This window comes from Streptomyces sp. NBC_01618 (genome assembly GCF_045209435.1).
In the GTDB taxonomy this organism is placed as follows: Bacteria; Actinomycetota; Actinomycetes; order Streptomycetales; family Streptomycetaceae; genus Streptomyces.
Map to the genome: position 1 here is coordinate 2963972 of NZ_CP109297.1, position 13012 is coordinate 2976983.

General features: G+C 70.3%; 11 protein-coding genes and 1 other RNA gene. 2 read left to right on the forward strand and 10 right to left on the reverse strand.

The window, feature by feature from the left end:
- Positions 1–81: 81 nt before the first annotated feature.
- Positions 82–1086 (reverse strand): LysR family transcriptional regulator, encoded by a 1005-nt coding sequence (locus OH735_RS13930; RefSeq protein WP_406381810.1) that lies wholly within the window; start codon positions 1084–1086, stop codon positions 82–84.
- An 83-nt stretch (positions 1087–1169) separates the two neighbouring features.
- Here OH735_RS13930 and OH735_RS13935 point away from each other — a divergent pair, with 83 nt between their 5' ends.
- Complete coding sequence (locus tag OH735_RS13935) at positions 1170–2426, forward strand: MFS transporter (RefSeq protein WP_406381811.1); 1257 nt, start codon at positions 1170–1172, stop codon at positions 2424–2426.
- A 118-nt stretch (positions 2427–2544) separates the two neighbouring features.
- Here OH735_RS13935 and ssrA read toward each other — a convergent pair.
- The 5 genes from ssrA to ftsE form a co-directional block, all read right to left on the reverse strand.
- Positions 2545–2933: a transfer-messenger RNA gene (gene ssrA, locus OH735_RS13940) on the reverse strand.
- Positions 2934–3051: 118 nt separating this feature from the next.
- Positions 3052–3540, reverse strand: coding sequence for an SsrA-binding protein SmpB (gene smpB, locus OH735_RS13945; RefSeq protein WP_351073540.1), 489 nt, complete (start codon positions 3538–3540; stop codon positions 3052–3054).
- A gap of 18 nt (positions 3541–3558) precedes the next feature.
- The gene (locus OH735_RS13950) at positions 3559–4746 is read right to left on the reverse strand and encodes a S41 family peptidase (protein WP_406381812.1); all 1188 of its coding nucleotides are present in this window, start codon (positions 4744–4746) and stop codon (positions 3559–3561) included.
- Positions 4747–4813: 67 nt separating this feature from the next.
- Positions 4814–5731, reverse strand: coding sequence for a permease-like cell division protein FtsX (ftsX, locus tag OH735_RS13955; protein WP_406381813.1), 918 nt, complete (start codon positions 5729–5731; stop codon positions 4814–4816).
- 23 nt (positions 5732–5754) lie between these two features.
- On the reverse strand, positions 5755–6444 hold the full coding sequence (gene ftsE, locus OH735_RS13960; RefSeq protein ID WP_389922715.1) for a cell division ATP-binding protein FtsE: 690 nt from the start codon (positions 6442–6444) through the stop codon (positions 5755–5757).
- 269 nt (positions 6445–6713) lie between these two features.
- Between ftsE and OH735_RS13965 the strand changes: the two genes are divergently transcribed.
- Positions 6714–6914 carry a hypothetical protein gene (locus OH735_RS13965; protein WP_383759955.1) on the forward strand — a complete coding sequence of 67 codons (201 nt, stop codon included), beginning with the start codon at positions 6714–6716 and terminating at the stop codon, positions 6912–6914.
- Between the two features lie 118 nt (positions 6915–7032).
- Here OH735_RS13965 and OH735_RS13970 read toward each other — a convergent pair whose 3' ends face one another.
- The 4 genes from OH735_RS13970 to OH735_RS13985 form a co-directional block, all read right to left on the reverse strand.
- Complete coding sequence (locus tag OH735_RS13970; RefSeq protein WP_406381814.1) at positions 7033–7941, reverse strand: LPXTG cell wall anchor domain-containing protein; 909 nt, start codon at positions 7939–7941, stop codon at positions 7033–7035.
- Positions 7942–8345: 404 nt separating this feature from the next.
- Entirely contained in the window at positions 8346–9452 is a 1107-nt protein-coding gene (gene prfB, locus OH735_RS13975; RefSeq protein ID WP_406381815.1) for a peptide chain release factor 2, read from the reverse strand.
- A gap of 162 nt (positions 9453–9614) precedes the next feature.
- Complete coding sequence (locus tag OH735_RS13980; RefSeq protein ID WP_406381816.1) at positions 9615–10853, reverse strand: serine/threonine-protein kinase; 1239 nt, start codon at positions 10851–10853, stop codon at positions 9615–9617.
- Between the two features lie 180 nt (positions 10854–11033).
- Positions 11034–12677 (reverse strand): serine/threonine-protein kinase, encoded by a 1644-nt coding sequence (locus OH735_RS13985; protein WP_406381817.1) that lies wholly within the window; start codon positions 12675–12677, stop codon positions 11034–11036.
- Positions 12678–13012: the final 335 nt, after the last annotated feature.

Sequence of the window (13012 nt, forward strand, 5' to 3'; positions counted from 1 at the left end):
TCGCGCAAGGTCGCCGCCGGGCCAGGGGCTGGGCGACACGGGCACGGGCACGGTCGGCCCCGGTCCGGTCCGGTCCCCCGATCAGGCAGTCGTCAGCATGAGCGACGCATCGATCTCGGGGAGCCAGCTTCCGGCGGGCTGCTCCATCCACCCCTCCTCCGCACCCAGTTGAGCCGCGGCTTCGCGCAGGGCGTCGAGACCGGGGTGACGCAGCCCCTTGCGCCAGACCAGCAGGAGCGGGGAGAGCGGTACGGGCCGGACCAGCGGTCGCAACACGGTGCCGGGCATCGGAGGGAAGCCGATCACGCACAGGATCGGGTAGCGCGGCGACTTGGCCATGACCCGTTGGAACTCGGCCACGCCGATCGCGAGCGGGACGGGAGGCGCCAGCTCGATGCCCCATTCGGCGAAGAGCAGCCGGGCGAGGTCCGTCCACTCCGGGGTGCGGGGGTTCCCGGCGCCCGCGTAGACGGTCTCGCCCGCCAGGTCGTCCAGCGCGACGGTCTCGTGCGCGGCGAGGGGGTGGTCGGCGGGGAACAGCACGGCCATCGGCTCGTAGCGCACCGGCTGCACACCGAGCCGCGCCAGCACCGCCGGGTCGAGTCCGGCGGCCCGGCCGAACGAGACGTCGAGCCGCCCGGCGAGGATCTCCCCCGCGGCCCAGGTGAGTCCGCTCTCGAAGCGCGCCATCAGCTCGCACGCCGGGGCCAGTTCCCGGGCGCGGGCGAGGACCCGGGCGGCGGTCATGCCGTCGGTGTTGAGGTCGACGAAGAGCGGCCTGACCACCGGATCGGCGAAGGCGGCGGCGAGATCGTCGTGCGCCTCCAGCACCCGCCGCGCGTACGGGAGGAGCCGGTCACCGTCCGGAGTGAGGGAGACCTGCCGGGTGGTCCGTATGAACAGCTCGGCGCCCAGTTCGCGCTCCAGCCTGCGGATGTCCCGGCTCAGCGCCTGCTGGGCGATGTAGAGCCGGGCCGCGGCACGGGTGAAGTGCAGTTCCTCGGCGACGGCGACGAAGGCCCGGAGCAGTCGGGGGTCGGTATGGGTATGCGTCTGGGTGCCCGTATCGGCAGCGGAGGAGGCCACTCATGGAATTTACAACACAGATGCGTTAATCGCTACGGAGAAGGTGTTGGACCCCATGGGGCGTGCGCCCCGAGGGTGGATCCATGCCGTACGAGAGAACGCCGCCCACCGGCCCCCTGCTCAACGTCTCCGGGGACCTGCTGGTCATCGCCCCGCGCACCGCCGCCCCCGCCCGACCGACGCCCACCAACCCGTACCGCCGACTGCTCGCCACCCCGGGCGCCCGCGCCTTCACTGCGGGCAACCTCCTCGCCCGGCTCCCCATGGGCATGTTCAGCGTCAGCGCGGTGATCATGATCGCCGGGTCGCGCGGCTCGTACGCCCTGGCCGGTGCCGTCACCGCGACCGGCCTCGCCGCGACGGCGGTGGTCGCGCCCTGGACGGCCCGGCTCGTCGACCGGTACGGACAGGCCCGCATCGCCGTGCCCGCCACCGCGATCGCCGCGCTCGGGTCGCTCGCGCTGCTGCTCTGTGTGCACTACGGCGCCCCGGCCTGGACCCTCTTCGCCTCCTACGCCGCGACCGCCACCACCCCCAACACCGGCGGAATGTCCCGGGCCCGCTGGGCCCATCTGCACCGGGGCGATCCGGCCGCCCTGCACACCGCGAACTCCTTCGAACAGGCCGCCGACGAACTCTGCTTCATGCTCGGCCCGGCCCTCGCCGCCCTGCTGTGCGCGGCGCTCTTCCCGGAGGCCGGAACGCTCGTCGGGGCGATCCTGCTGATGACCGGCGTACTGATCTTCGCCGCCCAACGCGCCACCGAACCACCGGTGGCACCCCACACCACCCGCTCCGGCTCGCCGCTTCGCACCCCCGGCATGCCGGCCCTGCTCGCCGTCTTCCTCGCCACCGGGGCGGTCTTCGGCTCGATGGAGGTCGTCACGATCGCCCACGCCGGGGGCGCGATCCTGGCCCTCCAGGCGGCTGGATCGTGTGTGGCGGGACTGCTGTACGGATCACTGCGCCCGGTCGGCGACATCCGGCGTCGGCTGCTGGGCTGCCTGGCGGGAATGACGGCACTGATGTCCCTGCCGCTGCTCGCCACCGCCTCCGCCGATTCGCTCCTCGCCCTCGCGGGCGCGCTGCTGCTGGCGGGCGCGGCGACGGCCCCGACGATGGTCACCGGCATGACATTGGTGCAACGCCTCACCCCCGAGGGCCAGTTGAACGAGGGCATGACCCTGGCCGTGACGGCGCTGCTGGGCGGGATCGCCGCGGGTTCGGCGACCGGAGGCTGGCTGGTGGAGCACACGGCCCCGGTACCGGGCTATGCCGCACCGGTGTGCGCGGCGGGGCTGGCGCTGGCCGTCGCGGCGGTCGGGGTCCGGCGGCGGTAGGGCCTCTCGATCGGATCACGCCGGGCACGCTCCGGACGGCGGGAACAAAACCCGGACGGCGGGAACAAAACGAGGACCCCGTTGCCGGTGGGCAACGGGGTCCTCGTTCACATGGGAATTGTGGAGATGGCGGGAATCGAACCCGCGTCCAACGGTGCAGAATCAGGGCTTCTCCGAGCGCAGTTCGCTGCGATTTTCTCGGCCCCGGAGATCTCGCGAACAAGTCTCCGACGGGCTCAGTCACTGTTTGATTTCCCACCGACCCCCGTGACCGGGATCAGTGGTTTAGTCCCCTAGATTATGCCAGGGTCCGGGTCGGGAACACCCCCGGGCTGACACCCATTAAGGGTCCCTCACTCACTGCTTATTAGGCAGCGAGGGCGAAGGACTGGGAATCGCTCTTGGAATTGGCGATTATTGGTTGCGACATATGGTTTACGAGATCATTGCCGCTTCCTCGGCTCGCTTCCCCTGCTTCGACATCCGCTGTCGAAACCGATCATCCCCATGTTGTGTTTTCAATGTGTGCACCCGCTGTGGAGTGCAGTGCCATCGTACGCGACCAACGCACGACGATGCCAGCCTATTCCTGCGGGCCGCTGCCGGCCCGCCCGTATGCTCCAGGCTACGCGCTGCGCTGGCGCCGGCGCGCGGCCGAGATCGCGCGGTTCGTCTCCCGCAGGTCCTGCTTCTCGCGCAGGGTCTGCCGCTTGTCGTACTCCTTCTTGCCCTTGGCGAGCGCGATCTCGACCTTCACCCGGCCGTCCTTGAAGTACAGCGCGAGCGGCACGATCGTGTGACCCGTCTCGCCGGACTTCGACTCCAGCTTGTCGATCTCCGCCCGGTGCATCAGCAGCTTGCGCTTCCGCTTGGCCGAGTGGTTGGTCCAGGTCCCCTGCACGTACTCCGGGACGTGGATGTTGTGCAGCCATGCCTCGCCGCCGTCGATCTGGACGAAGCCGTCCACGAGCGAGGCCCGGCCCAGCCGCAGCGATTTGACCTCCGTACCCATGAGCACGAGACCGCACTCGTAGGTGTCGAGGATGTGGTAGTCGTGCCGCGCCTTCTTGTTCTGCGCGATGAGCTTGCGCCCGGTGTCCTTTTCCTTAGCCATAGTGCAGCCATTTTCGCACTACGACCCACCCCCGAGGCCACTCAATACTGTCTCGGCCCGCCGCTCGGCCCTGGACGTGACCGCGAGGTCCGGGGTTATGCCGTGTCCGTCGACGCCGCGGCCCGCCGGGGTGCGGTAGTGGCCGACGGTCAGTTCGGCCACCGAGCCGCCCGGAAGCTTGCTGGGCATCTGGACGGAACCCTTGCCGAAGGTGCGCGAGCCGACCGTGACGGCGCGGCCCCGGTCCTGGAGCGCGCCGGTGAGAAGCTCGGCGGCACTCATCGTGCCGCCGTCGATGAGGACGACGAGGGGGCGGACGGTGTCGCCGCCCGGCTGCGCGTAGAGGGCGCGCTGCTCTCCGTGCACGTCGTACGTGGCGACCAGGCCGCCGTCCAGGAACGCGGAGGCGGCGGTGACGGCCTCGGTGACCAGGCCGCCGGAATTGCCGCGGAGGTCGAGGAGCACCCCGGCACCCGCCGGTGCGCCCCGGACCGCGTCGCGGACCCGGTCGCCCGAGCCCCTGGTGAACGAGTCCACCTCGATCAGTACGGCCGGCGAGGGATCGGAACGGTCCGGTCCGATGCGCCGGACGGTGACGGCCTCGGTGCTGAGCGTGGCCCGGCGCAGCGTCTCGGTCCGGAGCGCCGCGCCCCGCTGCACGCCCAGTACGACGGTGCTGCCCGCGGCCGCCTCCGTACGGTCTCCGCGCAGCAGGGCGACGACCTCGGCGACGGGGCGTTCGTCGACCCGGTGGCCGTCGACCGTACGCAGCAGATCGCCCGGCTCGATACCCGCGCGGTCGGCGGGGCCGCCGGGCTGGACCCGGGCCACCTCGACCCGTCCCTCGGCGGAGCGCCTGGCGGCGATCCCCACGCCGGTGTACGAGCCGTCGAGGGCCTGCTCGAACTCCTCGTACTGCCGCTCGTCGTACACCGCGCCCCAGCGGTCGCCACTGCGGCTGACGGCCTCCTCGGCCGCCTCCTTGCCGGACTTGCCGTCGGCCACGGCCCGCGCGGCGGCGTCGGCCACCTCGTCGCCGTCGACGGTGGAGGCGACGTAACGGGTCGCGATGTCCGAGGACTTCGCGCCGCCGTGCGGCAACGATCCGGTGGCCGCCGCGGTGGCCAGCACGGTCGCGAAAACCAATGTCAGGGCCGCCCCGCGGCGCACGCCGCGGGGCCCGAAACACTGCGCGGGACCCGACATGGCGACGAGTGTAGGACAACGCCTTTGTTGCGCACGGCCGGTTGACCGCGCGCCACAAGGGCGCTTGTCACACCTTCAGGTACTTGCGCAACGCGAAGAGAGCGGCAACGGCGGGCATCAGCAGGCCAATCGCCAGGACCAGGGGCAGCTTGGTGAGGACCGCGTCCCAGCCGATGAAGTCGATCAGGTTCAGCTTGCTCTGCAGCGCCAGACCGCCGTCGATCAGGAAGTACCGGCCGGCCAGCAGCATCACGCAGGCGAGCACGCCACCGATGAGACCGGCGAAAGCGGCCTCCATGATGAACGGCATCTGGATGTAGAACCCGGAGGCGCCGACCAGCCGCATGATGCCCGTTTCGCGCCGCCGGCTGAACGCGGACACCCGGACGGTGTTCACGATCAGCATCAGCGCGATGACCAGCATCAGTGCCATCACGAACAGGGCAGCCACATTCATGCCGTTCATCAGCCCGAAGAGGTTGTCCAGGATGGATCTCTGGTCCTGGACGGACTGCACCCCGTCCCGGCCGGCGAAGGCGGTGGCGACGACCTTGTACTTCTTCGGGTCGTGGAGCTTGACCCGGAACGACTCCTGCATCTGGTCCGGCGTGATGTTGCTCGCCATGGGCGAATCGCCGAACTGCTCCTGGTAGTGCTTGTACGCCTGGTCGGCCGACTCGTAGGTGACCGTGTCGACGGCGTCCATCTTCTTGAGGTCGCGCTCGACCTCCTTCTTCTGATCGGCGGTGACAGCACCCTTGGCGCACTTGGGCGTCGAGGTCACATCACTCTTGCTGCACAGGAAGATCGAGACGTTGACCTTGTCGTACCAGTAGTCCTTCATCGTGCTGACCTGCTCGCGCATCAGCAGCGCGCCGCCGAACAGGGCGAGCGAGAGGGCGACGGAGACGACGACGGCGAAGGTCATCGTGAGGTTGCGACGGAGGCCGACGCCGATCTCCGACAGGACGAACTGGGCGCGCATGGCGTCCTTTCAGTGCTCGATGCTCAGTGCTGGTAGCCGTAGACGCCGCGGGCCTGGTCACGTACGAGACGGCCCTTCTCCAGCTCGATGACGCGCTTGCGCATCTGGTCGACGATGTTCTGGTCGTGGGTCGCCATGATCACGGTGGTGCCGGTCCGGTTGATCCGGTCCAGCAGCTTCATGATGCCGACGGAGGTCTGCGGGTCGAGGTTGCCGGTCGGCTCGTCCGCGATCAGCAGCATGGGCCGGTTCACGAACGCCCGCGCGATCGCCACGCGCTGCTGCTCACCACCGGAGAGCTCGCCGGGCATCCGGTCCTCCTTGCCGCCGAGGCCGACCAGGTCGAGCACCTGCGGCACCGCCTTGCGGATCTCGCCGCGCGGCCTGCCGATGACCTCCTGCGCGAACGCCACGTTCTCCGCAACGGTCTTGTTGGGGAGAAGTCTGAAGTCCTGGAAAACCGTGCCCAGCTGGCGGCGCATGTGCGGCACCTTCCAGTTGGACAGGCGCGCGAGGTCCTTGCCCAGGACGTGGACCATTCCCTGACTTGCGCGCTCTTCGCGGAGGATGAGTCGCATGAAGGTGGACTTGCCGGAGCCGGAGGAGCCCACCAGGAAGACGAACTCGCCCTTCTCGATATCGAGAGACACATCCCGTAGAGCGGGACGGCTCTGCTTCGGGTAGGTCTTGGAGACGTTGTCGAAACGGATCACGGATGCACCACGGTCGGCCGGGAGTAGGTGTGCGTGACCTTACGCGAACCGGCCTGACGCGTGCAGGCGCGCGTCCGAGGATGGGTGATTTATGGCAGAACGGCATGGGCCGGAAGCGGGGTCGAAGCGCTACGGAACGGGCGATGTCCGGCGGGCCGCGCCGAAATCCGCGCGAGCTGGCACAGTGGTAGGGGGAACGGTTGCGTCCCCATGAGCGTTGTGCGGAGACAAGGCGTATGCGGCTCCGCCGCGCGGGAGGAGGAAAGCGCATGACCTATGACCGATTGGTGTGCGCAAACTGCGCGGCGCCCGTGAACGAGGGCCGCTGCCCCGTGTGCCGGGCAAGCCGTGAGCGGCTGCAGCACGAACAGGGGCAGGGAATCTTCGCCGGGCTGAGCCCCGTGACGCTGGTGGCCCTGCTGGTGGTGCTGCTGGGCGCGCTGGCGCTGCTGGCGCACCAGACCGTGTAGCCGCGGGAGAGCCCGCCCGTCCGCCTGCGAGAGCGGTACGTGTACGCAGAAGGGCCCGGGATGCCTGTAGCAGGCGTCCCGGGCCCTTCTGTGCGTGCATGTGACCGCTGGTGGGCCCTTAGGCGACCGTACGGCCGTTCATGAGGCGCGGCATGATCCGGAAGCCGATGCCTCCGGCAATCATCGTCGCGGCGCCGACCAGCAGGAACGTGGTCTCGGCGGCACCGGTCTCAGCGAGCTCGTCCTTGCCCTTGCCCTGCTCGACCGGCTGGTTGCCGGCCGAGTCGGGGGTGGTGTTGTCCGCGCACTTGGCGCCGTCGAGGTCGACGGTGCAGTTGTCGGCGTCGCCGCCACCGGTCACGGCGCCTGCGGAGGCGTTACCCGTGGTACCACCGTTGCCGGAGGTGCCGGAGGAGCCGTTGCCACCGTTGCCGTTGCCGCCGTTGCCGTTGCCGCCGGACTGGTTGCCACCATTGCCGTTGCCGCCGGTCTCGTTACCGCCGGTCTCATTGCCGCCGGTCTCGTTACCGCCGGTCTCATTGCCACCGGTCTCGTTACCACCGGTCTCATTGCCACCGGTCTCGTTACCACCGGTCTCATTGCCACCGGTCTCGTTACCACCGGTCTCATTGCCACCGGTCTCATTGCCACCGGTCTCATTGCCACCGGTCTCGTTACCACCGGTCTCATTGCCACCGGTCTCGTTACCACCGGTCTCATTGCCACCGGTCTCGTTACCACCGGTCTCGTTACCACCGGTCTCATTGCCACCGGTCTCGTTACCACCGGTCTCGTTACCACCGGTCTCGTTGCCACCGGTCTCGTTACCACCGGTCTCGCATCGCGGGTCGGCCGGGCTGCACGGCTCGCCGTCGCCGTCCATCATCTGGACGCCGACCTGGACACCCGCGACGTTGACACCGATGCCGACGGCAGACGCCGCACCGGCGGCGGTCAGCGAGGCGCCCGCGGCGATCACCGCACCTGCGGCTATCCGCGCAACGCGGACTCGCGTCTTCTTCGTCATGTGCTGCTACCCCCAGTAGCTGTTCTCGTCAGTGGAGCAGCCATATGCGGGCCCCGGCTCTGCGGGGTTCGCTCCGAACGGCGCCACATGGAGCCGTGGTCATGCCGCCCGCCCCCGTTCACGCCCGTCCCGGACATACGCATGCTGCCCTAGCACCCTGTCCAGAGTTAAGGACTACGTCAAGGCCGTTCCGTGCTATCTGCACCAATTTGGCGGGAGTTGATCTCCATTCGGAATCACGACTGTGACGCACTCACCACGCGGCCTCCGCAACTCGCCCCCTCAACTCCCTTTCGCGCGCCGCCTCGTACGCCCCGCGACGAGAACGGCGGTGCCGGAACCCCGTGGGGATTCCGGCACCGCCGTTCAAAGAACAGGGAGTCGGGCCGCGTCGGCCCGCCTGCCTACTTCTCCCGCTGCTTGCGCCAGCGGATGCCCGCCTCCAGGAAGCCGTCGATCTCGCCGTTGAAGACCGCTTCCGGGTTGCCCATCTCGAACTCCGTACGCAGGTCCTTGACCATCTGGTACGGGTGCAGGACGTACGACCGCATCTGGTTGCCCCAGGAGTTGCCGCCGTCGCCCTTGAGGGCGTCCATCCTGGCCTGCTCCTCCTGGCGGCGGCGCTCAAGGAGCTTCGCCTGGAGGACGTTCATCGCGGACGCCTTGTTCTGGATCTGCGAGCGCTCGTTCTGGCAGGAGACGACGATGCCGGTCGGGAGGTGGGTCAGGCGCACCGCGGAGTCCGTGGTGTTGACGCCCTGGCCGCCGGGGCCCGACGAGCGGTACACGTCGACGCGCAGCTCGGACTCGTCGATCTCGATGTGGTCGGTCTGCTCGACCACGGGCAGCACCTCGACACCCGCGAAGGACGTCTGACGGCGGCCCTGGTTGTCGAAGGGCGAGATCCGGACGAGCCGGTGGGTGCCCTGCTCGACGGAGAGCGTGCCGTAGGCGTACGGCACCTGGACGGCGAAGGTCGTCGACTTGATGCCGGCCTCTTCCGCGTACGACGTCTCGTAGACCTCGGTCTTGTAGCCGTGCCGCTCGGCCCAGCGGATGTACATGCGCTGGAGCTTCTCGGCGAAGTCGGCGGCGTCCACGCCACCGGCCTCGGCGCGGATGTTGACCAGCGCCTCGCGGGAGTCGTACTCGCCGGAGAGGAGGGTGCGGACCTCCATCTCGTCCAGCGCCTTCCTGACCGACTCCAGCTCGGACTCGGCCTCGGCGAGGGCGTCGGCGTCGCCCTCGTCCTGGGCGAGCTCGAAGAGGATCTCGAGATCGTCGATCCGGCCGCGGAGCGCCTCGGTCTTGCGGACCTCGGCCTGGAGGTGCGAAAGCTTGCTGGTGATCTTCTGCGCCGCCTCCGGGTCGTCCCAGAGGGAAGGCGCTGCCGCCTGCTCCTCGAGCGCGGCGATGTCCGCCCTCAGCGCATCCAGGTCCAGGACGGCCTCGATCGACCCCATGGTCGAGGAGAGGGACTTCAGCTCTTCGGAAATATCGACGACTGCCACGGGTCCAGCGTAGCGGCTGTCGGCACGGACATTCCTCGGGCCGCATGATCACGACTCGGTGACCGGGTGTCCGGCCCCTCCCCGGACCGTGCGGCGACCGGGTGCGCCCCTGGGTTCCGCCGGGACCGCGAGCCGCCGGGGAACCGCCCCCGGGCCCCCGGCTCAGGGGGTTCCCGGCGCCGAGTTCTTCGTGTCCTGCGGGGGCACGTCCGCGCCGTCGCCGCCCAGCGCCAGCCGGCCGCCCACGCCGAGGGCCACCACCAGCACCAGCGCCGCGGCGCCCAGCGTCAGGCGCCGCTTGCGGACGGCCGCGGACTTGTTGCGGGCCGAGCCGGGGCGGGGCCGGCCCGGCGAGCGGGGGGCCCTGGCCGTACCCCGGGGGCCGCCGGACAACTCGTCGGGGGCCGGGACGCGCATGCTCGTGTGGGTGTCGCGGTTGGAGTCGGTGGACGAGCCGGGGACCAGGGGGACCGCGCCGCGGCGGCGGGGCTCCTCGGACGCGGGGGTGTACTGCTGCTCGTCGCACGTCTGCGGTTCCGGTTCAGTGTCCGGTTCGTCCACGTCCAGTGGCGGGATGCCGGCCAGCTGCGGGAGTTGCTCGCGCAGCCGGGCCGCGAGCTCGGAGGCGCGCAGCCGGGAGGCCGGAGCCTTGGCCAGGCACTGGACGAGGAGCTGCCAGAGCTCCTCGGGGATGCCCGGGAGCGGGACGACGGTCTCCGTGACGTGGCGGCGCAGGACCGCGCCGGGGTGTCCGCCGCCGAAGGGCGTGAAGCCGGCGAGGAGCTCGTACAGGACCGTGGCGAGGGCGTAGATGTCGACCGCGGCGCGGGGCGGGAGGCCCTCGACTATCTCGGGGGCGAGGTAGTCCGGCGTACCGATGATCTTGCTGGCCTTGGTGCGGCGCGGGGTGTCGATCAGCTTGGCCACGCCGAAGTCGGTGAGCAGCGCCGGGTGCGAGCCGCCGGGGCCGAGCGGGCCCTCCATGTCGAGCAGGATGTTCTCCGGCTTGACGTCGCGGTGGACCACTCCGGCGGCGTGCGCGGCGGCCAGGCCGTCGGCGACGTCCGCGATGATCGCGACGGCGGCCTCGGGCGCGAGCCGGCGTTCGCGGTCGAGGCGGGTACGCAGGTCCGTGCCGCGGACCAGGTTCATGACCAGCGCCAGGTCGTTGCCGTCGACCACGAGGTCGCGGACGGCGACCACACGCGGGTGGTCCAGGCCGAGCAGGGCGGTGCGCTCCTGGACGAAGCGGCCCACGAGCTCCTGGTCGGACGCGAGGTCCTCGCGGAGGAGCTTGATGGCCACCGGGCCCTCGGGCCCGTCGCCGAGCCACACCGTGCCGGCGCTGCCGCGCCCCAGGATCTGGTGGGCGGTGTACCGGCTGCCGATATTCCGTGCCAAGACTGCTCCCTCAGCGGCTGGCGATGGACCGTCGCTCATGACCCCCGGTCGACAAAGTTACGCGTCGATCGGGGTGTTGAGTGCCCGGGTCGGCGCCAACCTTCACTTCTGCGGGCGATATGCGTGGAAACTCGCCCGCAGAAGTCGATATAGCTACAGAGTTGATGGGGCGTCGGCCGCTCAGGGCCCGCTGCTTCCGCCCAGTTTCGAGACCCAGTCGGTCACTGTGGAGACGGTGTCGCTGATGGCCTGCCAGTAGCTCTTGCCCTGGCCGATCCAGTCCTGCAGCGGGGTCAGTTCCCAGATCAGCCAGCCCGCGACGAACAGCAGGATCAGGGTGAACAGACAGCCCTTGAGGCAGCCGAGGCCGGGAATCCTCATCGGGTTGGCGCTGCGCTGCCGCGGCTCGCGGGGCTGTCGCGGGACCGGCTGCTGGGGCGGCGGCTGCTGCGGCGGCGCGTACTGCTGGCGCTGGTACTGCTGTTGGGGCTGGTGCTGAGGTTGCGGCTGGTACTGCTGCTGCCGGGGCTGGGGGTACTGCTGGTGCTGCGGCGGCTGTTGGCGTCGCTGGGGCTGCTGCGGTTGCTGCTGGGGCTGGGGCCGCTGGGGACGGCGACGCAGCGGGTCCTGGCCGGGGTCGAGGTACTGGACCTGCGTCTGCTCGTTGCGGTCACGGGCCGCCTGGAGCTGGGACTGCCAGGGGTGCGGCCCGTCGGGCTGCGGCGGGCCGTCCGAGTGCGGCGGTACGGGCGGCATGACCGAGGTCGGGTCGGCGTGCCCGCCCGCGCCCTGGCCGGGGCCGGGGCCGTGCTGCATGACACTGGTCGCGGCATTCGGATCGTACGAGCCCACGTTGCTCGGCAGCACCTGCGTCGGGTCGGCCGCGCCGGGGGTCTGCGGCACGGCCGCGGGCGCCGGGTCGGGTGCGAGCAGGGCGCCCACGCCGTCGGCCGCCGCGATCTGGGCGGCATCGGCGTGCACGCCGATGCCGGCCGCGACGGTGCGCAGTCCGCGGGCCAGGTTCTCGGCACTGGGCCGCTGGTCCGGGTCCTTGCTCAGGCAGCGCTCTATCACCGTCCACAGCGGCGCCGGGACGGTGGTGGGGCGGCGGGGTTCCTCGCTGAGGTGCCGGTGCAGGACTTCGAGGGCGGTGCCGCCGGAGAACGGCGGGCGGCCGGTGACCAGTTCGTACAGCAGGATGCCCGCGCCGTAGATGTCGACGGCGGAGGTCTGCGGGCGGCCCTCGGCGGACTCTGGCGCCACGTAGGCGGGCGTGCCGACGAACTCGTGGGTCCGGGTGAGCCCCGGGGAGTCGGCCAGGCGCGCGATGCCGAAGTCGGTGAGCATCGGGTGCATCTGGCCGTCGCGCTCGTCGAGCAGGACGTTGGCGGGCTTCAGGTCGCGGTGGACGACGCCGTCGGCGTGACTGGCGGCGAGCGCGTCCGCGATCTGCGCGGTGAGCAGCGCGGCGGCGACCGGGGTGAGCGGGCCGTTCTCGCGGAGGTAGCGGTGCAGGTCGGGGCCGTCGATCAGGTCCATGACGAGGGCGAGGAGATCGCCCTCGACGACCAGGTCGCGGGTGCGCACGATGTTCTCGTGGGTGAGCCGGAGCAGCACCGAGCGCTCGCGCAGGAACCGCATCACGACGTCCGCGTCGTTGGCGAGCTCCTCCTTCAGGACCTTGATCGCCACGGTCTCGCCGGGCTGACCGGCGACGGCCGCCTCGGAGCCTGCGGTCTCCCGCTGGCGGGCACGCCAGACGGTGCCCGTGGCGCCGCGTCCCAGCGGCTCCTCGAGCAGGTACTTGCTGCCTACCGGCCGCACGTCATGCGCTCCCTGCGATCGTGGTGATTGCGGTGCTCCCGGATCCGCCCGGGAGTTCCGCCCACTCTAGTGGGGTGACCGGCGGGGTCGGGGCGCTCGTCCTCGTCGCCCTCGTCCGCCGTGGCCGGTGCCTTCCGGGGAGGTGACGGCCGATTGCGGAACAAGACGCTCACACCGGGCGGATGGTTGCCGCACGCGCGTGCGAACCATCATGCCGGACGCCCTCCCGGACAGGCAGGGAAGAACCTTCCAAGCAGGCACGTATGGGCGCACAGCCGACGTTTCAAGATCACTTAACGGTGGCCCGCGGGCGGGTTGTCAGTGGCAGGTGCGAG